The sequence below is a fragment of the Bradyrhizobium sp. USDA 4501 genome, assembly GCF_054062115.1.
Genome location: NZ_JBSSEX010000001.1, coordinates 5,086,276 through 5,109,363, shown reverse-complemented (window position 1 = coordinate 5,109,363; position 23,088 = coordinate 5,086,276). Strand labels below are relative to the sequence as shown.

The 23,088-nt window shown below is 60.8% G+C and carries 23 protein-coding genes and 7 pseudogenes; 13 read left to right on the top strand and 17 right to left on the bottom strand.

Translation table 11 applies throughout. The annotated features are described in order from the left end of the window. Positions 1 to 229: 229 nt before the first annotated feature. From ACVWZM_RS23235 to ACVWZM_RS23220, 4 genes are all read left to right on the top strand, one after another. Complete coding sequence (locus ACVWZM_RS23235; protein WP_456855032.1) at positions 230 to 496, top strand: hypothetical protein; 267 nt, start codon at positions 230 to 232, stop codon at positions 494 to 496. 100 nt (positions 497 to 596) lie between these two features. After that, complete coding sequence (locus ACVWZM_RS23230) at positions 597 to 2,267, top strand: thioesterase domain-containing protein (protein ID WP_456855031.1); 1,671 nt, start codon at positions 597 to 599, stop codon at positions 2,265 to 2,267. A gap of 352 nt (positions 2,268 to 2,619) precedes the next feature. Next, entirely contained in the window at positions 2,620 to 2,844 is a 225-nt protein-coding gene (locus ACVWZM_RS23225; protein ID WP_456855030.1) for a transposase, read from the top strand. Further along, positions 2,844 to 3,458, top strand: coding sequence for a transposase (locus ACVWZM_RS23220; RefSeq protein WP_456855028.1), 615 nt, complete (start codon positions 2,844 to 2,846; stop codon positions 3,456 to 3,458). Before ACVWZM_RS23225 ends, ACVWZM_RS23220 begins: the two co-directional genes overlap by 1 nt. Positions 3,459 to 3,758: 300 nt before the next feature. Here ACVWZM_RS23220 and ACVWZM_RS23215 read toward each other — a convergent pair whose 3' ends face one another. Together ACVWZM_RS23215 and ACVWZM_RS23210 are read right to left on the bottom strand one after the other, a co-directional pair. Beyond that, positions 3,759 to 4,385 carry a transposase gene (locus tag ACVWZM_RS23215; RefSeq protein ID WP_456855027.1) on the bottom strand — a complete coding sequence of 209 codons (627 nt, stop codon included), beginning with the start codon at positions 4,383 to 4,385 and terminating at the stop codon, positions 3,759 to 3,761. Positions 4,386 to 4,813: 428 nt separating this feature from the next. Beyond that, positions 4,814 to 4,906 (bottom strand): annotated as a pseudogene (locus ACVWZM_RS23210) (ATP-binding protein); the annotation flags it as partial. A 588-nt stretch (positions 4,907 to 5,494) separates the two neighbouring features. Here ACVWZM_RS23210 and ACVWZM_RS23205 point away from each other — a divergent pair. From ACVWZM_RS23205 to ACVWZM_RS23175, 7 genes and pseudogenes are all read left to right on the top strand, one after another. Beyond that, on the top strand, positions 5,495 to 6,442 hold the full coding sequence (locus ACVWZM_RS23205) for a recombinase family protein (RefSeq protein ID WP_456855026.1): 948 nt from the start codon (positions 5,495 to 5,497) through the stop codon (positions 6,440 to 6,442). Continuing rightward, entirely contained in the window at positions 6,439 to 6,690 is a 252-nt protein-coding gene (locus ACVWZM_RS23200; RefSeq protein WP_456855025.1) for a hypothetical protein, read from the top strand. The genes ACVWZM_RS23205 and ACVWZM_RS23200 overlap by 4 nt, the downstream gene beginning before the upstream one ends. Before the next feature lie 54 nt (positions 6,691 to 6,744). Further along, positions 6,745 to 7,569: a hypothetical protein gene (locus ACVWZM_RS23195; protein ID WP_456855023.1), complete on the top strand. Its 825-nt coding sequence runs from the start codon at positions 6,745 to 6,747 to the stop codon at positions 7,567 to 7,569. 95 nt (positions 7,570 to 7,664) lie between these two features. Continuing rightward, positions 7,665 to 8,708 (top strand): annotated as a pseudogene (locus ACVWZM_RS23190) (IS5 family transposase); the annotation flags it as partial. Between the two features lies 1 nt (position 8,709). After that, a pseudogene (locus ACVWZM_RS23185) lies at positions 8,710 to 9,052 on the top strand (hypothetical protein). Between the two features lie 214 nt (positions 9,053 to 9,266). Beyond that, positions 9,267 to 9,503, top strand: a complete 237-nt coding sequence (locus tag ACVWZM_RS23180) for a hypothetical protein (protein ID WP_157786109.1) — start codon at positions 9,267 to 9,269, stop codon at positions 9,501 to 9,503. Between the two features lie 1,010 nt (positions 9,504 to 10,513). Further along, positions 10,514 to 10,648 carry a hypothetical protein gene (locus ACVWZM_RS23175; protein WP_456855022.1) on the top strand — a complete coding sequence of 45 codons (135 nt, stop codon included), beginning with the start codon at positions 10,514 to 10,516 and terminating at the stop codon, positions 10,646 to 10,648. 245 nt (positions 10,649 to 10,893) lie between these two features. Here the strand turns inward: ACVWZM_RS23175 and ACVWZM_RS23170 are convergent, their stop codons facing one another. From ACVWZM_RS23170 to ACVWZM_RS23135, 8 genes and pseudogenes are all read right to left on the bottom strand, one after another. Then, positions 10,894 to 11,097 (bottom strand): hypothetical protein, encoded by a 204-nt coding sequence (locus tag ACVWZM_RS23170; protein ID WP_456855021.1) that lies wholly within the window; start codon positions 11,095 to 11,097, stop codon positions 10,894 to 10,896. Beyond that, a complete protein-coding gene (locus ACVWZM_RS23165) occupies positions 11,094 to 11,216 on the bottom strand; it encodes a hypothetical protein (RefSeq protein ID WP_456855019.1) in 123 nt (40 codons plus the stop codon). Before ACVWZM_RS23165 ends, ACVWZM_RS23170 begins: the two co-directional genes overlap by 4 nt. Further along, positions 11,206 to 11,598 carry a hypothetical protein gene (locus tag ACVWZM_RS23160; protein ID WP_456855018.1) on the bottom strand — a complete coding sequence of 131 codons (393 nt, stop codon included), beginning with the start codon at positions 11,596 to 11,598 and terminating at the stop codon, positions 11,206 to 11,208. Before ACVWZM_RS23160 ends, ACVWZM_RS23165 begins: the two co-directional genes overlap by 11 nt. A gap of 421 nt (positions 11,599 to 12,019) precedes the next feature. Beyond that, a pseudogene (locus ACVWZM_RS23155) lies at positions 12,020 to 12,487 on the bottom strand (transposase); the annotation flags it as partial. A gap of 173 nt (positions 12,488 to 12,660) precedes the next feature. After that, on the bottom strand, positions 12,661 to 13,755 hold the full coding sequence (locus ACVWZM_RS23150) for a cysteine protease StiP domain-containing protein (protein ID WP_456855017.1): 1,095 nt from the start codon (positions 13,753 to 13,755) through the stop codon (positions 12,661 to 12,663). Beyond that, the gene (locus ACVWZM_RS23145; protein WP_456855016.1) at positions 13,745 to 14,494 is read right to left on the bottom strand and encodes a hypothetical protein; all 750 of its coding nucleotides are present in this window, start codon (positions 14,492 to 14,494) and stop codon (positions 13,745 to 13,747) included. The genes ACVWZM_RS23150 and ACVWZM_RS23145 overlap by 11 nt, the downstream gene beginning before the upstream one ends. Then, entirely contained in the window at positions 14,491 to 15,594 is a 1,104-nt protein-coding gene (locus tag ACVWZM_RS23140) for a phosphoribosyltransferase domain-containing protein (protein ID WP_456855014.1), read from the bottom strand. The genes ACVWZM_RS23145 and ACVWZM_RS23140 overlap by 4 nt, the downstream gene beginning before the upstream one ends. Continuing rightward, positions 15,588 to 15,713, bottom strand: coding sequence for a hypothetical protein (locus tag ACVWZM_RS23135; RefSeq protein WP_456855013.1), 126 nt, complete (start codon positions 15,711 to 15,713; stop codon positions 15,588 to 15,590). Before ACVWZM_RS23135 ends, ACVWZM_RS23140 begins: the two co-directional genes overlap by 7 nt. Positions 15,714 to 16,312: 599 nt before the next feature. On the opposite strand from ACVWZM_RS23135, the gene ACVWZM_RS23130 reads away from it, so the two are divergent. Further along, positions 16,313 to 16,498: a cold-shock protein gene (locus ACVWZM_RS23130; protein ID WP_456855012.1), complete on the top strand. Its 186-nt coding sequence runs from the start codon at positions 16,313 to 16,315 to the stop codon at positions 16,496 to 16,498. Positions 16,499 to 16,533: 35 nt separating this feature from the next. On the opposite strand, the pseudogene ACVWZM_RS23125 reads toward ACVWZM_RS23130, so the two are convergent. Both ACVWZM_RS23125 and ACVWZM_RS23120 read right to left on the bottom strand, forming a co-directional pair. Beyond that, positions 16,534 to 17,710, bottom strand: a pseudogene (locus tag ACVWZM_RS23125) (IS256 family transposase); the annotation flags it as partial. Between the two features lie 85 nt (positions 17,711 to 17,795). Next, the gene (locus tag ACVWZM_RS23120; protein ID WP_456855011.1) at positions 17,796 to 19,112 is read right to left on the bottom strand and encodes an ISNCY family transposase; all 1,317 of its coding nucleotides are present in this window, start codon (positions 19,110 to 19,112) and stop codon (positions 17,796 to 17,798) included. A 434-nt stretch (positions 19,113 to 19,546) separates the two neighbouring features. Here ACVWZM_RS23120 and ACVWZM_RS23115 point away from each other — a divergent pair. Then, positions 19,547 to 19,735: pseudogene (locus ACVWZM_RS23115) on the top strand (IS5/IS1182 family transposase); the annotation flags it as partial. A gap of 525 nt (positions 19,736 to 20,260) precedes the next feature. On the opposite strand, the gene ACVWZM_RS23110 reads toward ACVWZM_RS23115, so the two are convergent. The 5 genes and pseudogenes from ACVWZM_RS23110 to ACVWZM_RS23090 form a co-directional block, all read right to left on the bottom strand. Next, a complete protein-coding gene (locus ACVWZM_RS23110) occupies positions 20,261 to 20,665 on the bottom strand; it encodes a hypothetical protein (protein WP_456855009.1) in 405 nt (134 codons plus the stop codon). Positions 20,666 to 20,678: 13 nt separating this feature from the next. Beyond that, positions 20,679 to 21,347 carry an AAA family ATPase gene (locus ACVWZM_RS23105; protein ID WP_456855008.1) on the bottom strand — a complete coding sequence of 223 codons (669 nt, stop codon included), beginning with the start codon at positions 21,345 to 21,347 and terminating at the stop codon, positions 20,679 to 20,681. Positions 21,348 to 21,913: 566 nt separating this feature from the next. Then, positions 21,914 to 22,084, bottom strand: coding sequence for a hypothetical protein (locus ACVWZM_RS23100; RefSeq protein ID WP_456855007.1), 171 nt, complete (start codon positions 22,082 to 22,084; stop codon positions 21,914 to 21,916). A gap of 286 nt (positions 22,085 to 22,370) precedes the next feature. Beyond that, positions 22,371 to 22,625: pseudogene (locus ACVWZM_RS23095) on the bottom strand (integrase core domain-containing protein); the annotation flags it as partial. Between the two features lie 61 nt (positions 22,626 to 22,686). Beyond that, positions 22,687 to 23,085 carry a hypothetical protein gene (locus ACVWZM_RS23090; RefSeq protein ID WP_456855006.1) on the bottom strand — a complete coding sequence of 133 codons (399 nt, stop codon included), beginning with the start codon at positions 23,083 to 23,085 and terminating at the stop codon, positions 22,687 to 22,689. Between the last annotated feature and the right edge of the window lie 3 nt (positions 23,086 to 23,088).

The following is a 23,088-nucleotide window of genomic DNA, read 5'->3' as shown; positions in this document are numbered from 1 at the left end:
GCATGGTACTACTTTGACGTGCCAAAGGACGCCGAACTGCTGTGGGAGGTCGAAAACCTGGCTCGTGTTTGGTCGGAATGAACGCGGCGGGCCGCACCGAAAAGCACTTCACCGGCTTGTCTCAAGTCCGAAGGCGCAATTCCGCGGCGCAATCCGGCCCGGTACCCAAAGTGCTGCTGAAATCCTTTGCATCCGCGGGGCCGTCTATACATGAAGCTCTCGATGAAGGATGCCGACGCGGCTGACATTATACCCACAAGAGGGCAACAACGCATTCCCTTCTCGAGCTCTTTATGGCGGCCCGCTCGAAGGCTACGATGCCGTCGGGCCCCTATGGATAAAAAGTCACATCCAAGGATTGTGCGCGATGCGCCACGGAATGGCCTTCTCGAACCGGCTGGCGTTTTCGGAAGCATTGCCGCGCAACAGCGAAAGCCGCGTGCTCGCGATCGCGCTGCGCATGATCAAGAACACGATCAGCACATCGAATCGATGACCTCCTTCGGACGGGTGCCAGTGCGGCGATGGCACGATCTATCGCACGGCCGGTTCCGTCCTCTCCGGAAGCCAGTAAATCAGCTTGATGTGATTGCGGAATGATGCGGTCGCGCACAAGCACCGGCAATGCCCTGATCCATCAACTGCGCTTCGCGCGGATTCAGCTGGATGCCAGCGGCCAGCATAGGCTGACCAGTGCGCGGGTGCGGTTTGACGAAAACACCGGCGGATTTCACCCAATCATGGCTCTCGATCGCCCCCCTAATCTCGTCGAGTTCGATGCGGTAACCACGAAACTTCACCTGATTGTCGGCTCGCCCATTGATATGGGCCGGATGCTGCAGCGGCTGCAACACAACGAGCAGCGCATCGGCCTGATGTCTTCGGGATATAGTTCAAAGTCTGGCAACGATCTCACCTCAGCGCTCCGGCTTCGAGCCATCTTGTCGGAAGGTGGATTGACGGCGGATGCCTGCTACACAGCCGTGTTCGGGAGGATCAGCGAGGCCCAACGTGTGCATGAGGGCATGCACGAGGATGCCCCTCATATGGAAGGTCCAGCCGAGCTGATCCGCAACGATCTTCGGGCAGTGCTGCCCGACTATATGGTTCCGAGCAAGATAGCGCTGATCGAGGAAATGCCGTGTAGCGCTTCGGGCAAAATTGATGTCAATGTTTTGAAATCATATCCCGCGTTCGAGGATAGCGACTCGGACCGGGAGATGGTTGCGCCCCGCAATGAGACCGAAGCCCAGCTGGCACTTATCTGGCGAGAAGAGTTCGGCGTCGAAGAGCCTTCAGTGTTCGACGATTTTTTCGAGGCCGGCGGCGATTCTCTGCAAGCGGTGCAGTTGGTGCTCAACATCAACAAGAAGCTTCATGTGAACTTGCCTGTACAGGTGCTTTTTGAGGCTCCGACCATCGCGGACCTCGCCCGCCGGCTGGAGGCTGGCAAGGTCTCCTATCAGAGTTCGCGTGCAGTTATGCTGAAGAAAGGAAATGGTGCAACGATCTTCTGCTGGCCCGGACTTGGTGGTTATCCAATGAGCCTCCGCCATCTAGCTGCCGCCCTCGTGACGTCTCGTGCTTTCATTGGGATCCAAGCGTCCGGATTGAATGATGGCGAGCATATTTGCCGTTCCGTTGAAGAGATGTCGGTGCGAGATGCCCAGATGATCAGGCAGATCCAGCCAGGAGGCCCATATACACTTTGGGGCTATTCTTTCGGCGCTCGCGTCGCGTACGAAACGGCGTGGCATTTCGAAAAGTCCGGAGAGAAGGTGGCTGAACTGATACTTATAGCGCCTGGTTCGCCTCAAGTACCCGGCGGCGACCCAGTCCCAGCAGAGCCTGCAGCCCTATTTCGCGATCCTTCATTCCTTACCATACTCTATTCGGTTTTCGCGCAAACGATCTCGCCGCATCGTGTTGCTCCCCTAATCGAAGCAGTCCGGAATGAAAGCGCTTTTGTAACCTTCATTGCAGCCGAGAAACCCGAACTCGATGTTAACGTTATCGGCCGCATCACCCAACTCGTGGCTGAAACCTACACGCCGGGTTACAGGTCGCAAATGGAGCAGCACGAATTGTCAGCGCCTGTACGCTTGTTCAAAGCGCGAGGCGACAACCCTTCGTTCCTCGAAATGCTAACAAGGGCAATCAAGCATCCGGCAACGATCATCCCACTCGCAGCTGATCATTACGATCTGCTCAAGCCTGGCCGAGTAGAGGAACTCGTGCATGCCATTTATCGTCACGCGCCAACATGACAATCCGCCTTTCAGAGTCAGTGCTGATCGAAGAGGTTTGAACCGCCGCCAGTTTTGACATGCGGTTGGTCGTGGCGCTGCCATGGAGTATCTGGCCCATAGGTCCTCCCGGAATGAAGGACCAGTTTGGCTGATTCCCCCACACTCCGGGACCAGACACCTAGATCCATGCCTGGAAGAAGCAACTGCTGGACCAGTCGGCCCGGGCCTTTGAGGCGGGTGTCTGGCGGGAGAGAGAGGACGCGCGCGAACGCGAGATCGAGAAGCTGCACGCCAATATTGGACAACTGACAGTCGAGCGCGATTTTTTAGCGCGGAGGTCCGGAAGATGAGCAAGCCGGACCGTCGAGGAATGCTTGATCGCGCCGACATGACGCTGTCGATCCGGCGGCATGCATGCTGCTTGGCATCGCGCGCTCTGGGGTCTACCGGCCGCCACGGGGCCAATGACAACGACCTTGCCCTGATGCGGCTGATCGACGAGCTGTTCACCGCCTGGCCGTTCCTGGGCTCGCGGCGAATGACCGCGATGCTGAAGGCTGAGGGCCAGGCCAATCGCAAGGGCGTGCAGCGTTGATGCGCAAGATGGGCATCGCGGCGCTGGGACCAAGGCCGAACACGACGAGGCCAGCGGGGCCACAAGATCTATCCCTATCTGTTGCGCAACTTGACGATCGACCGGCCAAACCAGGTATTATAGGCGGCCGACATCACGTATCTGCCCATCGGCCGCGGCTTTCTGTATCTCGTCGCCATCATCGACTGGGCGAGCCGTGCGGTTCTGGCGCGGCGGTTGTCGAACACGGTGGACGTCTGTTCTGCGTAGCGGCTCTGGAAGAGGCGCTGGCGAACTACGGTACGCCGGAGATTTTCAACACCGACCAAGGCAGCCACTTCACCAGTGCGGCCTTCACCGGCGCGTTGGCGGGCGCAGGGATCAAGATCTCCATGGATGGCCGTGGTCGTTGGATGGACAACGTCTTCATCGAGCGGCTGTGGCGGTCGCTCAAACATGAGGACATCGATCTCAAGGGCTATGCCGACGGCCGCGAGGCCAAGGCAGGCGTCGCGAGCTGGATCACGTTCTGCAACGATCCGCCTCCATCAGGTGCACGGCTATCGCACACCGATGGCCGTCTGGCGCGAACGGATGCAGGCCGCGAAGGCTGTGGACATGGTGGACAACGCTGACGCGTTGACCACATGCCCATCTGTGGACGCCCCTGTGGATGCAAGAAGAATCTTTCGTCAAGCGCTGCGCTGTAGTCGGGTGCTGACATCTGTCCGGCCTTTAATGCGACCGTCATTTGTCGCGGGCCCGTATGGAAATTCGCGGATCGGGTCCAAATCACAGCGGCGTGCTTGGATAGCACTTGGGCATGTACTGGTTTTCCCAATCCCGTCTCTCCACTGTTGCGCCATATCTTCCGTTTGACCTTCCTACATCTCGACGACCTCTGACCGGACGGCTATGCCGCCACAGCCGGAGCTTTATAGACCCCACCGTTGGCCATCAAAGCCCAGACGACGCGGGCCATCTTGTTGGCAAGAGCGGTGGCTACCAGCATAGGTGGCTTGCGGGCAATCATGCGCCCGAGCCACGATGACGGTGAAGCGCCTCCGCCGCCGTGCCTGCTGCACGACCGCAGTTGCGCCCATGATAAGTAACCGTCGCAACGTTCGCTCCCCCATTTTCGACGTCGCACCCAGTTTCTGTTTGCCGCCCGTGGAGCGCTGCAACGGGGTCAACCCCAGCCATGCGGCGAAGTCGCGTCCGCACCGGAAGCTTCCGGCGGCAGACGCAAGGGCAAGCAAAGCCGTCGCCGTCATTGGTCCCACGCCTGGGATTGTCATCAAACGGCGGGCATCTTTTTCTTTTCGGGCGCGACGGGTGATCTCGCTGTCGAGTTTCTTGATCTGCATTTCCAGCGTCACCATCGTCTTGATCAATATCTCGAGTACGAACCGTGCCGCTTCGGGCACGTCGGTTTTTGGATCCATTGCGCGCTGGACAAGCTCTGCGACATAGGCCGTGCCCTTTGCCATAATCACCCCGTATTCGACGAGATGACCACGCAAAGCATTGATCGTCTGGACAGGCGGAGCTACGTCCGTCAAGCGAAAGTAACATCCTCCGGTGCGGCAATTACGATAGCCAATATTGAAAGCCTATCCGCCACCCACGCACACGCTGATCACCGCGCACCTGGAGGTCTTACCGGTTACCATCAAGCGCCGCCGGGATCGTTCCTCAAACGCTTTTGCAGTGCCGGCCGATTGATCTCGAGGCTATCGAGATTCCGCAGGTCTGCCTGGCGGCTTCCCGCCAATCGCCTAACCAGCGCCCGCGTGCCATCCACTACGAAGACGCCGCATTCGGGGCAGGCGTTCGGGCTGGTTGGGTCTCTGGCATCGGGCAAGCCGCGTGGTCAATCTGGAATCGCGGCTCGACTCTGTTTTTTCTTCAGCGGCTGCTGTGCACATGTGGGCAACGCCCCGGGCGTTGTCCAAACGCAGCGGCATGTCCATAGCGCCACGGGCTCAGGCCTTTCGGATGGCCGGGTTCGACGCAAGCTTTCGCCGGAGAGATCGAGCCGATGGCCGTTGTGGACGAGGCGATCGAGGACGGCGTAGGCGTAGTGGGATCGCCGAACACGTCAGAGTACCCCTATTTTTGAGCGGGTCGTGTCTCACGTCACGATCACTGACCCGCATCATTTTCTTTTTGGGCACCCGGCTTGAGGTGCTGAAGGAGCGATCGGGGCGCGGTCCCGCCTACGTCGTTGTCGCGCTGCCGGACGGCAGGCCGAGGGCGGTTCGGATCGCGTCGACGGATCTTGCCGAGGCGATTACTTTCTGTCCGAACGCCGTCGATTTGCCGCGCAACAGTGCACGTACGCTGATCCCATTGATGCATCATTTGAGCGCGAGTCTGGGCCTTCTCGGCGAGAAGGTGATTCGCGATAACCCACCGACCGCTTCCAGGTCGCGTTGCGTATCGACCCCTGCCGACGTTAGCAAATCCAACCGGCCGTCCGACGGCCGACATTCCGCGCCTGTGGCCGAATCTGTCGACCGCGACGTAAACCCAGATCGCTCAAATCCTCGCGACGCTGCTGCGGCGAATGCAAGCGGTTCCCCGGCACGCCCGGAAGGGGACTGGGGCGTGGTGATCAGCTTGAGCGTCGCTGACGAGCGAGCGGCTCACGACTGCGCACCGAGCCAAGTTGGCCTATGTCTACGTGCGGCAGTCATCCGTGAACCAGGTGCGCCAGCACCAGGAGAGCACGGAGCTGCAGTACCGTCTCGTCATCGGACTGGGCTGGCCGCCGGAGCGCGTCCAGGTCATTGACGAGGATCTGGGCAAATCCGGTGCTGGCGGCGTGGATCGTCATGGTTTCCAGAAGCTCATTGCCGAGATCGGCCTTGGCAACGCCGGTCTTGTGATGAGCCTCGACGCTTCTCGCTTGGCCCGCAATAACCGGGATTGGCATCAGCTTCTCGAACTGTGCTCGGTGTTCGGCGTGCTCATTGCGGATGGCGAGCGGCTTTACGACCCGCGCGCCTACCACGACCGCCTGCTGTTGGGCTTGTCCGGCATCATGAGCGAGGCGGAGTTGCATCAGCTTCGGATGCGCCTTCACCAAGGGGAACGCCAGAAGGCGGCGCGGGGCGAACTGCGGCTGCCGCTACCAGCCGGGCTCGCCTATGATCGAACGGGCACAATTATTCTCAATCCCGATGAGGAGGTGCAGGCCCGTCTTCATCTCGTGTTCGCCAAATTCCGGGAACTGCAAAGCGCTCGCCGTGTGATGCGTTACTTGGACAGGAACGGATTGTCCTTGCCGGTTCGACCGCTGCTTGGACCATCTCTGCACGAGATCGTCTGGCGTACGCCAGATAGTGCACGCGTCCTTAGCGTCCTTCAAAATCCGGCTTATGTTGGGGCGTACGTTTATGGCCGGCGGCAAAAGGATCCGAGACGATGCCGGCCGGGATCGCTGACGGGAACGCCGCTCACCCAGGCTATATCAGCTGGGAGGAGTTCATGGCCAACCAGGGGCGACTGGCAGATAACGTCTTCCGCTATGAGGCAGGACATTCTGGCGTACCGCGCAAGGGGGCAGCCCTGTTACAAGGAATTGCGATCTGCGGCCGTTGAGGACGGCGCATGAGCATGCGCTACACTGGCCCGAATGCCGACTATCCGGTCTATTGCTGCCGCTCGGATCGGGACCAGCAAGGCAGTGCACTGTGTCAGGAAGTCCGGGCGTTGGCGGTTGACGCGCTGGTCGAGCGGGTGGTCCTCGACGCCCTGGTGCCGGATCAGATTGAGATCGCACTCGCGGCGGCGGGCCAACTGGAGCAGGAGAGCCGTCAGCTCGAGCGCCAGTGGGCGCTTCGCGTGGAGCGCGCCCGCTAGGAGGCCGAGCGCGCTCGGCGTCAGTATGATGCCGCAGAACCCGAGAACCGTCTTGTGGCGCGCTCACTTGAGCGGGCTTGGGAAGAGAAGCTGCGTGTCGTCGAGGCGGTCGAGCAACAGCATGCGCGTTGGTGCGGACAAGAGCCGCTTCTGATTGGCCCGGCGGAACGCGCTGGGCTACAAGCGCTCGGCGAGAACCTGCCGCGGATTTGGAATACGGCCACCACGTCGGCAGCCGATCGCAAGCACATTCTACGATTTGTCATCCGCGAAGTCGTTCTTGATCAGAAGCGGACCCGAGGTCAGGTGTGGCTCAAGATCGTCTGGCAGACCGGCGCAACCAGCGAGCATCACGTACAACGGCGCGTTCACACCTACCGCGATTACATCGATATCGATCGGTTGCGGCGACGGATCGTCGAGTTGAATGCTGAACACAAAATGGATGGCGAGATCGCGGCGATACTCAATCAGGAAGGCTTCGTCGCGGCCCGAGGTTGCGCCTTCAAAGGCGAGAACGTCTGGGTGTTACGCACCCGCTGGGGCATTCCCACCGTCAAAATCAACGGCATGGACAAGAACCCAATGCGCTGGCCCGACGGCAGCTTCTCGATTCAGGGCGCAGCGGCTGCGCTTGGAGTAACTCCGCAGACAATCTTCGATTATCTTGCGCGCGGATTGCTGGCAGGTCGTCAGTTGCCCAAGGGCCAGCCATGGCAGATCGAGCTCTCAGACGAGCAATCAGTCAACTTCGCAAGCGGGTGCGACGCACCAAGCGTTCGAAGAAGGAGGCATCATGAAGTCATCGCCTCGCCGATGAGCGCGCGCCACTGGTCGACCGGGAGTTGGCTGGTGACGGGAGTGGAGCGGCGGCCGTAGCGATCCTCCGGGATCTAGCGGGGCTGTTGAAAAAGGCGCTCGCCGGCGAGCGGCGACCATGATTCATTGGCTCCGACGAGATTCGGAGACGGTGCGTGCGCGGCGACGACAATCGGACGGGCGAGCTGTTCAGCTACGTCGATCTGGAAGCACGGCGTGATCATCCGCTGCGAGGGATCCGGACGATCGTGAACGAGGCGCTGGCGGTGCTGGAACGCGAGCTCGCCGCGCTTTATTCGCTGCGCCCGTCGATTCCGCCGGAGAAGCTGCTGCGGGCGATGCTGTTGCAGGCGTTTTATTCGATCCGCTCGGAGCGGCTTCTGATGGAGCGGCTGGAATATGATTTGCTGTTCAGCTGGTTCGTCGGAATCGGCGTCGACGAGTTCTCGAAGAACCGCGACCGGCTGCTGGAAGGCGACATCGCGGCCAAGTTCCTCGCGGCGATGCTGGCGCTGCCCAGGGTGAAGGGGCTTCTGTCGAGCGATCACTTCTCGGTCGACGGCATGCTGATCGAGGCCTGGGCCTCGATGAAGAGCGTCAAACCGAAGGATAGAGCCACCGGCGCCAGGCGGCGGGCGCAACGCCGAAGCGAACTTCCACGGCCAGAAACGCTCCAACGACACCCATGCTTCGACCGCCGATCCGGATGCCAGGCTCTACCGCAAGGGGAAAGGCAAGGAGACGAAGCTGTGCTTCATCGGACATGGGCTGATGGAGAACCGCCACGGCTGCTGGTCGACGCCTGCCTGACGCAGGCGAACGGGCATGCCGAACGGGTAGCCGCGCTACACATGATCGAGCAGCGTGCCGATCGGCCGACAGCGATCACGCTTGGCGCCGACAAGGCCTACGATGCAGAAGACTTCGTCAACGAGCTGCGCTCGATGAACGTGACACCGCATGTTGCGCAGAATACCAGCGGCCGCAGCTCTGCGATCGACGGGCGTACGACCCGGCACGGCGGCTATGCCGTCAGCCAGCGCATCCGCAAGCGGATCGAGGAGGCATTCGGCTGGATCAAGACGGTCGCCGGGCAAGAGAAGACCAGCTTCCGTGGGCGTGATCGTGTCGCATGGGCCTTTACCTTCGCTGCCACCGCCTACAATCTGGTGCGGCTGCCCAAGCTGATCGCGGAGGCTGATGGCCAAGGTGCCCGGCTTCGCCCAGGCCTTTGCCGGCCACTGGCGCATCGTCGAAATGGACAACTGGGACAGCGACTTCCTCGACCTTGTCGAAGAGGCGCATCTCACCTTCGGCGGCAAGTCCGATGGCGAAATCGCCTTTGGGGCTCTGAAGGGCTTCCTCGACATGCGCTACGGCAGCCGCGACGGATCGGCCTGCCGAGTTCTCGTGGGAGGGGCACGACGAGAATGATCCGTCCTGTGGTCGCGGATGGGCCATGATCGGCACCGCGGGCAGGCTCGTTGGCCACTTCTACATCCACAATGGCGACGACTCAGCCTTCGTTTGCGAACGCGGCTGAGTTCTTCAACAGCCTGCTAGAGGAGTTCGTGGCAGGCGCCGGCATCGATTCTCTGGGCCAGCGCACGAGAGACCGGCTCTGCTTCAGGGACGCGCAGACCCTACCCGAAATGGCAGGTATTTTTGAACCTGTTATGCATATTATTTTGGGTAATCACGCTAGATTTCGATGAGTATGTGGTGAGGGATAGGTACATTCAGCGAGGGTGGTTCGAATGAATAGTCGTGACATAAAGCGCATTGTTGACGACATCGTCGCTGAAGCCATGTTAGCTCAAGATTCTTTCGCGCTGAGCGCTCAAGAAGCACACAAACATCATACTGGCCACGCTGACATTAAACAATTAACCGAAGGCCGCAACGCTCGAACTCTCATTGCCATATGGGCTGAGTTGAAGGGCATCCGTGCTGCTCTGACCGAAGTCGCACAGCTGATCGCCCATAAGAAATGAAAGTGGACCCCATTCGTGAGATCACCGGGGTCCACTCACAGGCGCCGCAGCAGACATGGGAATATTCCGTGTACCGGCGCAGGCGTCGGTGGCGCGCAGCTTCGGCCGGGCGCTGCAATCCCCCATCTGACGCATCGATCGCTGCACACGTTGCGATTGGAGGCACGCCCCCGCTGGCAGCATCGCGATCATAACTGCGAGCCGAGAAATGGCCAGGCCGTGAACAACTCGTCGATCCGCCGCGTCGATGCTCCGTCTCGTCCTCTGCGTCATTCTCCGCTCCTTCGCCCAAAATCCGATTAGTTAACCGGCCCGATTTTCGGGACCACCTGATCCGTGTAGCCGGGTAGCGAGCCACACTCGCGCGTCTATCGGAGGCGGGATCGTCGGCGCGCGAGCGCATCGTCTCGACGCCGCGCATCTCCATCAACGTCGCCGTCGACCGGATGTCGGTTTCTGCTACCAATACCAACTCGGTGACGGCCGTGCCTCCTCCGTCGAGGGCCCCGCGCCGTCGTCAATAGCGCTCCGCCACTAATTGCCCAAAAAGCCTGAAGCGCACGTGGCGTCAGGTTGTACGATCAAAGGGAGGTTGAGAGCGATCTGTCATCCAACCAGCATGACGCGCTGTGGCTACGACCGTGCAAGTAGCGAGAACGAGCTATTGAGCGACCATTTCCATCTTGAAGAGAGGACCATCGAGGCGGTACGGCGTTATCGTGACGCGCTAGCGGCTGCCGCGAACTCTGAAAAGGCACAAGCTCGCGCACATCGAGCGCTCATCAGCATGCTCCCAGACCTGGAGCGCGCAGTGCTCGAGGATCGACCTCCGTCAATCGGGAAAAAGCTCTTTGATGCCGGTGCAAGAGCAGTCACTCAACTACATGAGGCGCGGCAGCTCTTTAACGAGGCCACTGTGACGCTGGAGGGACTCGCCAGGCCTTGGCCGCTCTCGAGCAGCAGCTAGGATACATTCCAGATGTACCGGCGAAAGGAACTCGAGCGCGGTCTTGATCTGGATCATGGCTGACCGACCACTTACATCAACTGAGGGTGAAGATCGTTTGCGGGTGCGGGCGGTGATGATCGAGTTTGCCCAAGCGCTCAAGCGGTTTGGCATCAGTGCCCCGAATTCGCTTGCCTGACCGCCAATGCGGCAGCCGTCGAGGAGAGCATGATGGTTGGCAGATTGGCAGGCCGCGCAGACGCGCTCCCTCGTCATCAGCGCAAACACTTGCTAAGCAACTGATTAAGCTGATCAATATGTGTCAGAACCCGATAGACAAGTCGCAATTGGTGCTCATTAGAAATGTCACCAGGGGCGCCCGAATGATTATACCTTCGGGGAGAAAGAGACCGATCGACAGGAGCTTGGCGGGAGCCAGGCCCCTCAGCCCGCCTTGAACAGGCTCTTGCCCTGGCCACGCCGGCGCGGGGCTTTCTGGCTGCGGTTAATGTCGAGCAGCTTCTGCTGCTCGGCAATGTAAGCCAGTACCGGTCCCAGCCGCTTGTTCTCGACGATCGCCGCCTGGTCGACCTGTCGCACCTTGTCGAACGTGCGGTAGGGCAACGCCCGGCCATTATGCTTGATCAAAGCCGCCCGTCCGGATAGTCGAATACCATGACGCGCTGGCGTGCGAGCGAGTTGATGATCTCGTTCGGCTCGAGGATGAACAGCACCTTGTCGTACTGCAGCGTCAGACTATGCGACACCGTGCACTCTCCAGGCGAAAGCATCGTCAACATCGTCGTGCTCAGCCAGTGGCCGGTGAACGTCCTTCTCGCTGAACGGCGACTTCGCAAACCGTCGGTTGTAGTCCTCCATGAATGCCGGCAGGAACGCGCTGCCGGCTTCAATCGTCGAAATCCCGGCAAGCCGCATCTCCTTTACCAAACGATCCTGCAGCGTTCCATTGGCGCGCGCGACGCGCCCCTTGGCCTGCGGAGCGTTGGCACAAATGATATCGATGTTGAGCTCGTGCAGCGCCCGGCCAAACTGGATCATGCCATCACCGCCGATCGCGCCGACCTTGTTGACCCGGAACGTCGCGTGCTTGTCCGAGTAAAACGCAACCGGTTTGCCGTAGCGCTCCAAATAGGCGCGCGTCGCGGCAAAATAATCAAAGGCGATTCCGTCTCCACGAAACGCAGGTGCATCAAACGGCTGGTCGCGTCATCGATAAAGACGAGCAGGGTGCATTGCGAGCCGCGGTCCTCGAACCACCAGTGCTCAGATCCGTCGATCTCGATCAGCTCGCCTATACAGTAGCGACGGTGCCGCGGCTGGTAAACCCGTTTGAGCCGCTGCCGACGGTCCTGCCAGATCCCGTCGGCCACCATCCAGCGCCGCACTGTCTCGACCCCAAAATGCAAGCCATGCCGCTCCGCCAGCTTCTCCGCCGCCAGCGTCGGGCCGAAATCCGGCCTTGATCAGCGCCAGCGCCTCGGTGCGGACAACCGCCGGATACGACCGGTTGCTGGGCTTGCCGCGCTTCTTCGAGATCAGCGCCTCCGACGCCTCCCTCGGGGTAGCGATCATACCAGGGATAGAATGTGGCGCGCGGGATCCGAGCGTGTCCAGTGTGCGCTTAGCCGGAAGGTGCGATTGCTCGACCAAATGGATGATCTCGGCCTTCTCTGAGCCGGGATACCTCATGCCTCGTCCTCCCCATCTCCGTTGATACTTTTTTGAGCAGACGGTTCTCCAGCGTCAGATCGGCGACGGCCTCCTCGCCGGAGGTCGCAGCTCGTGCCACCCACCAGGCGGCGCTTGCCGGCCTCGAGAAACTCCTTGGACCAGCCGTAATACATCGAGGCGGCAATGCCTTCTCGGCGGCAAAGCTCGGAGATGTTCTCCTCGCTCCGCAATCCTTCCAGGACGATGCGGATCTTCTCTTCCGCGAATACTGCTGGCGGGTCTGGCGCCGAATGTCCTTTAGCACTTGGTCTGCCGACGCTTTGCCCGGTCCGGATTTCTGTTTCATCTTCGCTCCTAGCGGCTACGATGAACCAGAAATCCTCCCTCCGCAAAATCCCCCTGTTTGTCTCACAGGCCCTGACGGCGAACACGCGCTTGGCGCCGAGCAACGCATCGGCCAGATCCTCGCGGGTGCAGGCATATACAAGGTGGCGCCAAGGGCGAGGGCGGAAACCCGGCTCATGCGTCGTTGCCCAGGCTACGGATAATTGCGACCGCGCGATACCGCGATTCCCCGCCCAGCGTATCGACCGGAATGGCATGCGCGGCGGCGAGATGGAGCAAGTGCCCCACATCGGCGTCCTCGAAATCGCGAACCAGCAGCCGTTCCGGCACCCGCCGCAGCAGGGCGCGTGTCGCTTCGGCTATGCCGGGTTTGATCCGGTTGCGGTCACGCGTTCCGCTTTCCGCCAGCAACTGCCGCATCATCGCCTCGCATTCCTGTTTCAGCGCCGCTCGGCGGGCGCCGTGCCCGTCTATCGGTCGCGGTATCGCCGCAGCGGCCAACGGCGCGATCGTGTCCACGAAGGCACGTGAGAGATCAGCACCGGCATATTGCGGGTAGGTGACACAGGCGTGGAAATCGCCCGGCCCTACCAACGCGGCGTTGAGGATCGAGCGACTGACCAGGCCCGAAACGATGCCGTTCAGCAAGCCCGAGGCGATCAGATAATCATCCGCCGTCGCGGTGATGTCTGCCTGTCCTGCAGGGTCAGCAATCACGGCTAAGTCCGGTGTGAAGCCGAATGGCGCATTGGCCAGGGCCGCGCGAAGTTCGCCGGCAATCGCGCCCTTGCCGGTCCAGCCATCGACAAACACTGCGTCGCGCGGATCGTGCCGGCCCGCGATATGCGCGAGCGCGACGCGGTCGACACCCCGATCGCGGATAATGCTGATTGAATAATGGGCTGCGCGATGTCCGTGCGCCCGCAAGGTCCGCGCGAGCAAGACGCCGATCGGCGTCCCCGCGCGCGCCAGCGAGACGATTACCAGCTCGCGCTCCGGCCTGCGTGCGGCGAGCTGCGCAGCGAGGGTGGCGACATCCTGCGCCAGGCGGGCACCGTTCCGCGCAAGCGCGGCGTGATAGAGGGACAGATAGCTGTAGTCCGGCACCCTCTCCGGCGCGATCATCTCCGAATAGTGGTGGCGGCCGGCCTGGATCGCCGCTTCCTTTTCGGCGACGGAAGTCGGGGCCATTACCACTGGCTTGAGCAGGAAGGTGACGTCGGCCGGGTCGTAGCTGCCCGAGAACGGGGGCGCGACCTCAGTCCGCATGGAACATGCCGCCGGCCAGCTGCGAACGGGTGGGCATCATGGCGAAATCGCAAAGGCCCATGAAGGGCGCATCGGTGCGGCTGTCGCCGATGCCGATCACCGGCGCATCAGGGAAGCGTGCGCGGAGGCCGGGTAGGATATATGCCACCGCATGGGCCTTGCCGAGATAGGGTGGCATCAGCGCCACGTTGTTGCCGTTGCGGTGGTCCGTCCAGCCCTTGGGCAAGGACGGCACGGCAGCGTCGACCACCGCAAAAAGTGCCGCGGCATCCGCATCTTCATGCTTGGCCAAGGTGTAGAACGGCAGCGCGCCCTCGACCAGCACACGGGCGTTGACCGCGATGCCGCGGTCGCGCGCCATGCGCCTGATCGCCTCCGCCAGGCCAGCAAGCTGCGACGCGAAGGGCGCGGCGCGGTCGGCGATCGTCGCAGCCCAGTCCATGTCGACATGGCCGCTGTCATCCAGCACGACGCCGCCATGCGCGCACACCGCTGCGCGGAATGGAATGCGCGCCCGCCGCAACCCGTCCAGGCTGCGGGCGGTGACGGGGACGAGATGCGTCGTATCGGCCAGCCATTCCAGGAACTGCATCTGCCGCGGGGTCGCATAGCTCAGCGGCGATCCGTCGCGCGCGAAGCCCAGCGGCGTCAACCGGTCGGCCGGCAAATCGGGCGGGCATTTGCGCAGCGTCTGGAACAGCGTATCGTCCAGATCAACCAGGGCGATGGCACGCGTCATGCCGTCCAGCCGATCAGTTCGGCACGGAGAGCGGCAATCAGCCCGGGGTCGATTGTCGCCGCGCCGGTCTCATGCGCGATCCAGTTCGCGCGTCCATCGGACCGGTCGGCATTGTAGAGGTAATTGGGCACGCCCGTTCCATAATTGTCGGCAAAGCGGAGCTTGGTCGCCATCGCCCCACCGGGGAGTGCGGGGCTTCGGCCGGTCGCCTGCACGACGACATCATGCCCTTCTTCTGCGAGGCGTTCCGCCAGCAGGAAGGGGGGATAGGTGAACTCGCCGGTCCCGATGATCCGCAGTGGGCCGAGGATCTCGGGCACAGCGGTATCTGGTTCGGGCACGACGGGCCGGTCGAGTCCCAGCCGACCGAAATTGCGATGCGTCGCCATGCGCCCGAGTGAAGCGGCAGCGGTGTCGAACGCGCTGTTGAGCACCGTCGCCGTCTCCTGCGTCCACTCCATGCGTCCGCGCAGCAGCGCCGCGATGCACGTGGGACGCGGCATGCGTGCTTGCCACGCCTTGTCGGCCGACCAGTCGGTCAGCGTCGCTACCGCCATCGCTTCGATCCGCGGCCAAGCAGTGGCGAGCGCCTGGGCGAGGTTGCAAAGGGTCGTTCCTGTCGAGATCTCGTCGTCGACCAATACCAGTGATTGCGGCTCCGGAAGCCCCGGCCTGTAGATCAGATGCGCGGAGGCATGGCTGTGCGGTTCTTCGAAGCGGCACAGCAACGGATGATCCAGTTGCTGTCGCGTCGAATGCATGAAGTGGATGTCGACCCGGCCCGTTGCGAGGCGAAATTCCTCGTGCACCGTCTGGGCAAGGCACACGGCGGTCTCGGCCAAGCCGACGACGAGGACTGGCCCCGGCAGATCGTCAGGAAGCCGCGCCGCGAGATCGCGGGCGCTCTGCCGCATCATCTGCGGCGTGGCGGGCAAATAGCGCCCTAGGACGCGGGATACGACCAGGAACCCCCGCCGCGGATTTTCGCGCGCCGCAAACGCGCAAAGGCTGTCCAGCGGCCAGGCCGCCTTGTCCACGGCGATATCGAGCCGGCCCGTAGCCAACTGGATCGACTGGGTCTTGTCGGCGGCGGTCAACATTCGCAGGTGACGCGAGCGATCATGTCGCGGGCTTGGCGGACCACGTCTGCGCGGCCAAGCAGCCGCGCTTCGTGCGCCATCTGCGGCTCAACGCCAAACGAATCGAGGAAGCTGAGCATCAAGTACGCTCCACAGTGCTTGAACGATAGGTCGCGATCCCCACAACGGCGATTGCAGGGTTTGCTACGGGTACTAATGCACGTTCTCCCCGGCAGGGATCTGGGACCTAACTAGCAATGAGTGTGCCACCAGAGAATTTGCGCAGTGAATGCTTCAATAGAGATAGAAAGCTGTGCCTCGCCGGCGCGGGTCCAGAGGCTCGGCGTCGAGTTGCGGACGTTGTGTGATCGACCTGGCACTGGCACAGATGAATACGACGACACCGGCATCAACTTGCTGCGCGACCAGTCTAAGACAACCGGTTATATGCGAGCTAATAGGGTCGAGCACCTTCAACTGCAGCACACGGCGCTCGTATCATGCCGTTCCAGAACCTACGACCCGACATGTGCTACCTTCGAGTAATCCCAACGGATTGAGCTAGCCTGAGAATGTTGGCAGCCGCACGCGGTTGTCAGCTTTGCGTCCATTGTCGTCGACCCGATGCTCGCCATCCCTGTAGGATCAGCATTTTCGGTCCGGCACGCCGGTTGCTCTGTTTCTGGCACCCTTACCCACCAGCGTATGGACTGGGTGCGGCGGCAAAGGAAGTGATCGTATGGCAACAGGTACTGTGAAGTGGTTCAATGTCCAAAAGGGGTACGGATTGATCGCTCCAGATGACGGCGGAAACGACATCTTTGTCCACATTAGCGCCGTAAACGCGCTGGATTCCTTAGTGAGCTATGACGGATTTTTGGTGACGCGGTCCGATCAGGCGGCGCGGACTTCAGCGTCGGAATGACTTCGATTCCGTCAGCAACCTTTACCCAGATACTACTTCGGCAACTGATTTGTGCCCTTCAACCGTCGCCAGGTTTTAGATGCGGCGCCGACGAGCTTGAAGACCATCAACTTTGCTGTGTGTGGCGATAACGCTCCCTTCGTTCGCACAGTCCGGTGCTTGACCGTGGCAAAGACGCTCTCGATTGGATTCGACGTGCGCAGATGCGACCAGTGCTCGGCAGGGAAGTCATAAAACGCCAACATAGCCGAGCGATCCTTGATCAGGCATTCAACGGCCGGCTTGTATTTGACGCCGTACTTCTCGACAAAGATATCAATCGCTGTTTCAGCGACCGACCGGTTCGGCGCTAGGTAGATGTCACGCAGATCACTCTTTATTGCCGGCTGCACGGAGTTGGCGACCTTGTCGAGCACGTTGTTCACCTTGTGCAGCCAACATCGCTGATGTTGCGTGCCGGGGAAGATTTCATCGAGCGCCCGCCAGAAGCCGAGAGCGCCGTCGCCGACAGCAAGCTGCGGCCCGATCTGCAAGCCGCGCTTGCGCAGATCGATCAGCAATTCTCGCCAACTTTGTGCGCTCTCGAGTACCCCGACCTGGAAGCCGATCAATTCCTTCTTTCCTTCAGGCGTGGCGCCTACCAACACCAGGATGCATTCGGCGTGGTCCTCCATGCGAGCCTGCAGATAGACGCCATCCGCCCAGATGTAAACGTACCGCCGCGCCGCCAGGTCGCGCTTTTGCCAACGTTCGTATTGGTCTGCCAGTCCTTCTTCAGGCCAGCGATGACCGGTGGCGACAAGTTCGGCGCGTCCTTGCCGAGCAAGGCCGAAAGCGTCTCCTGGAAGTCGTTGGTCGAGATTCGCCGCAAATAGAGCACGGGGATCAACGCGTCCAAGCTCTTCGCCCGGCGGGCCCAGAGCGGCAGGATCGTCGAATGAAACCGGATCTGTCGCCTGGCCCGCTTGCTCCACGGTCGCGGGTCTTCAGACGGGCGACAGGGCCGATGCCGATGGCAATTTCGCGGGCCGGCCCATATCCATGCCGCACCACGCGCGCCCGACCATCCGGCAGCGCCAGATGCTTCGTCGTTTCCAGGAATGTAGTGAACTCAATCTCGACAGCGCGGGCGATCAGTTCGCGAGCTCCAGCACGCAGAATATCCGTCAGTGGATCAGCAGTCTGATCGGGTGTCCGTAGGCGGGTGAAGATGTCGTGTTTTTGTAGCTCGTGATCTGTCGCCTTCGTTTCTGATTTGCAGGGGAGCCGGAAGGCGGGGACGGCTTTCCCTGATTGATCATGCCACGGCTGTTGTGGCGGTTTTAGCCCTGTGGGTGAGTTTCTTTGTTCGACTTGAAGCCCGTTTCTCCGTCCCGACCCGCGCTTTCTCGACGGCGGCGCGCGCAGGAGCGGTCAAGGACGCGCGCTTGCGCGCCCGCCAGGGCTTGTCCTTGACGGCTCCGAGCACGCCGCCAGGCTGAGGCGCGTCGGGGCTGATCTGCTGTCCGTCAGGCGCAAACCTCGCCAATCGATGCGGTCCAAGGAACACGCTGACGGTGCCATCGGGATACTCATGGAGGCGCACCACAGCCTTGACGAGGTGAGGCCTGAGCCGGCTCTGCGGCAGCTGCAGCCGCCGACCGTTCCATGCAACGGTATTATCGTTGGCGACGGTTCGCTCCTCGATCACGCACAGCGCCTCGCGCCAGGCCTCATGCCGATCGGCCACGAATGCCGTGCCTTCCTGTTCGGGCTTGATCGCAAACGCGGCGTTGTGCCCGGGGATGTAATGCGCCTTCAGCCACGCGTTGGCAGCCTCAACCGTCGTGATCCCGGCAAGCCGCAGCTCCTTCCGCAGCCGGTCCTGCAAGGTGCCGAACACCCGCTCGGAGCGCCCGCGCGCCTGCGGCGAATAGGCTGCGATATGCTCGATCCCAAGATGCGACAAAGCCCGTCCCACCTGGGTTTGTTGCGTCTTCGAGATCTTCTCGCCAGCTTTTGGGGTCAGGAAATAATGGCTGCCGCGGTCGGTGTAGAGCGCGCAGAACAGGCCATGCTCGCCAATCACTTCGCGCAAGGCCTGGAAGGTCGAGGCCGTTCCTTCTTCCTCGACCAGCACCATCGAGTAGATCTCGCTGGTCGCATCGTCCATCGTGACGATCAGGTCCCTCGCGGGCAGGCCTTCGATCCAAACGTGGCGCGATCCGTCCTGGTGCAGCAGCATGCCCCGAAGCGGCCGCCGCGGCCGCTTCTTGCGGTGCGCCGAACGCTTCGGAGCCTTCCGCACCAGCCCCGCCGCGTGCAGCGCCAGCTTCGTCACCGTATAGCCCAGCACATAGTCGTGCCGCTTTTGCATCTGCTCGTGGAAGTGCTTCACCGTGAAGTCCGCGTACTTGTCCCGGTACAGCGCAAGCATCCGTTCCAGCGCCTCCTCCGGCGCCCGCCGTGGCGAACGACGCCCCAGCCGGCGGTCGACAAGCCCGTCGTCGCCCTCCGCCTCATAGCGCTCCGCCCAGCGTTGAAACGTCCGAACACTGATCCCAAGAACCTCCGATGCTGCCTCCTGCGTCAGTTCCTTCGCCTCCGTCCGATCCAGCAAATCTGAAAACCGCATCCGTCGTACACCCTCGTGAATGGATGCCGTGCCCATCGCGCCCCCTTTGTTCCGGAGCACCGAAAACACGACACTTCACGAGCTACAAACAGGCGACAGATCACGAGCTACTGACATCGTCGATCTCATCGGGCTGACGAAGTGCAACAATATTGCTAGTCTCGTTCATGGCGTATCGCTCTCCTTGAGAGGTTCTGGCAGGCTCGACACCCGCCTCGATACGCCGCCTATCTCAGGCCGTCATCACCCAGTTTCCGTCATAGCTCCGTCGGCTGTGAACAAGCCTGTAAGCGATTGAGCGGGAGTCTGTTTTTGGGATTTGACGGCGTTTGAGATTGCAGCGATTTGAGGCTTGATGGCCGCAAACCTTGCAAATTCGTTTTGTAGATTCCTCTCCGCTGTGAACCGTGCTTCTGTGGTGCACCGGAGGGACGATGCGGCCGAAGAAGCACAAGGGATCGAACGATCTGTTCCGGGCACGGCTGGACCAGATCATTAACATGAAACACGAGTTCGTTCTGCTTGCCGGCAAGATCGACTGGGACTGGATCGATGGCGAGATCGCCCCGCTCTGCAGCGAGAAGGGCAGGCCGGGGATCGAGACCCGCTTCATGATCGGGCTGCGCCAATGCGGCAGCCGTCGAAGAGAGCATGATGGTTGGCGGACTGCCAGGCCGCGGCGCGGACGCGCTCCCTCGTCATCAGCGCAAACACTTGCTAAGCAACTGATTATTGGTAGCGGGGGAGCGTTTCAATCAAAGCCCCCCGGCAAATCGCTGCCGTTTTCGGCATTCGCGACCAAGATTGCTTAGGACGTGTAGCGCTAGCTCCACGTACTTTCGGAACGGCCCACCTAGCTAGGCCTTGTTACCGTTCTTTGGCTGCGGCCTAGAGCGGTCGCGCCATTCTTCTTTCGCGAGCAAATTCAGGAAATCCGCCAGTGCTCGCTCACCCGCATACTCTGCTGCCATCCTTGACCGAAATCCATCAGCCGTGATCCTGACTCCCATGGGCTTGCTATGGCGGCAAATTTCCCACGACCAGCGACTTGGTCGCTTATTCGTTTCAAAGGTCGCGATGTAGTAGTCTGAGGACACATGGATTAATCCGACACTATACCCGTCCGCCTGGAATACACGTCATAATCGTCAGCGCAAATCGTTTTCAAGAATGGGACCGACTTTTGACGCCGCTTCACCTTCCACCCGGGTCTCGGCGAGGTCCTTTGCACGGTCCAGCGCAACATCCAGTCCGGTTTTGATGTTTTCAAAAGCTCTGTCTTGATTGTCCTTGCCAATCTCCACCATTCTCTCGATGGCAGTGTCGGAATCTGGGAGTTCGTACTTGCGCGGCACTGCCGCATTCCGAGATTCAAGCGCCGCAAAGGGACTCGGAGCCGTCGCTTGCCTTGCAAGGATCGTTTGATCAGATGTATTCGCGCCTGTGAGCTCCGATCGCGGATTGGAAGCAGCAACCCCGCCGGACAACACAAAGAGGCCATCGTCAACGGCTCGGCTCGCCGCCGCGGTAAGCTCCACGAGCGAGCGTCGCACGCAGCGCGTCCGCCTACCACGCCGCTTTTTCGTTTCTTGCGTGCGGCTCATGATCTGATGCCCCCTCGACAAGCTTCCTTAAGACCCAGCGCCATAGCTCGCGAACTTCCTCCGAGGCTCTTCCCTCTTGGGAAAACTCGGTCACGCCTAATCCTGCCCCAAGCGCATCCTGGTGGTCATTGCGCTGTCCGATACAGGGAAGCGCAAGCACCCCGAGCGAATTGAGCGACGTTGCAGCTTCACTCAAGCGGCAACCCCGCGGTGGCGTCTGATTGAGCACGAAAGCAAATCGGCGGTTGAGCCTACGAATGGCAATCAGCGTAGGTATCGCAGCTTCGATGTCGGCCAGACTTGGACGCACCGGCATCAGGCAAAGATCAGCACTCGCGATGGCACGCATAGCCACTGCATTGTACGTGGGGGCGGTATCGATAACTGTAAGCCAGATCCCCTCAGATTCAAGACTGACGAGCGCCCCTTCTATTGTGGCGGGATCGGCGACCCGAACGACCCGCGGAAAGGGGTGCCCGCGCCGCTCTGTCCATTTTGAGATCGTCCCTTGTGGATCCGCATCGACAATTCCGACGCGCTCCCCGTTTCCCATCGCGGCCACTGCGATTCCGACCGCCAGCGTGCTCTTGCCGCTTCCTCCTTTTTGGGTGACTAGAGCAAGGACATACATCGCCTGCGCGTCCCGGACAACAACGACATGAAACACACGAGGTGAGCCTACCATTCCCTATCGCGAATCGCATCAATAGCGAGCGCGGAACTCACAATCAAATCGGAGCGCAGCCACTAACTATAGTAGCGCGCTATACGGCGCCCAACGCCGGCCGGTCCAAACATTGGGCCACGCGGACATTCCACGGCCAACCCGAACGTTTAAAGATGCCGGCCAGCGCTGCTACAAAGGCAGGACTCTCGCTTAATCCGACCCTTACTGTTTGCCGCTTTCGCGACGGCGCATCGAGTGATAAGCTGACCTTTCTCGTCAGGGGCAAGCCTGTTTGTGACGGAATCCGTTTGGCGGGCATACCGGAATCGTGAGTCCGCTGTTGCCATTTTGACGGATTCAGCGGGAGGTCGTGAGAGACAACCGCGCCAGCTAAGTGCTGTTGCAGCTTCCGGACAGGCACGTCATCAATCCGACACCGTTGAACGCGATGGAGACGTGCAGCTGATGCCGAGGACGCAAGGTGATTGGATCAATCTCACCATCGTGTAAGACGATCAGCCCACCTGGCCTCAAGCCGAGACTTTGCAACATTTCAGGTAGAAGTTGAGCATTGCGGCATTGGCGCCGTTGTCTTCAATAGTCAGCTGCACGGCTTCGATCTGGTCAGCGACTGCAACCGCGTTAGTTACGTGCCGGTACTCTTCATCGTCGTCGCCGTCTTTCTCGATGGCGACAGTCACTATCCAACTACGCATCCTGCTGCGCCTCGGGAAGCGTCGCCCACGAGCTATCGAGCCTCTGCAATTCCGCAGCCAGTGGACACGCTGGCTGTGAATCGGGTGGTGTGCCGGACGGTATTCCGGGAACCTTCTCCCTCCACACCGAACCTTGGGTGTCCGTCGTCAGAAAATTTGAGACTGATCAGGCGTTTCGAGAAGGGAGGCTCTGGCTCATCGGGGGTAGAGTTTAAGCCGCTTGCGATTGATGCAACGACCACCGAGACTCTAACTGCCGCTGGATGAAAGTTCAGTGGCAGATCAGTTGTACGCCTTGCGGCGCGGTGGAAGCAACGGGCGATCGGCGGAGCTGGTCGGGGTTGCGCAGCCGAGCGCCCGTTGCGGTGAGAGAGGCGGCGTAGGCCGCGGGCGTGAGGTATTGCAGCGAGGAATGGGGGCGTTCGCCATTGTAGTCGACGACCCATGCCGCGAGTTTGGCCCAGGCATCGTCGAGACCGAAGAACAGCGTCTCATTCAGGAGCTCGTCACGCATCCGGCCGTTCCAAACGAAACTTGCTGGCGATTCCGACTTCGAATTAATGCCACACACTGTCTCGGCGCGATGATCAGGCCGTTCCGGGCGGCTTTTTCATGAGCCCCGTCGATAGCCCCACAAATCCTTGCCGAAGACCTTCGGAGAATTCTCCAATTCTCCGAAGCTCAGTGCCTTGCTGGACTACATCAAAGTCAGAGATCGTTACGTAGGCCCACCACCTATGGTGATGTGGTCCATATTCGAGGCTAAATTTAATGTCTGTCACCTGCGCATCTTTATCGTCCGGATCGTGATGGATTAAGCGGATGACAGGTAGCGCTCTCCCGAGCCTGACACTGATCAAGGTGTCGGCCAGATCGGCAATGCCCTTTATCTCTTCGAGCGCAGCCTTCGCGCCATCGATATCGTCATCCGTCTCCGATGCAGCGTTGAAAGTGCGGAGACGCTGGATTGCTCGAACGGGGTCCATTGC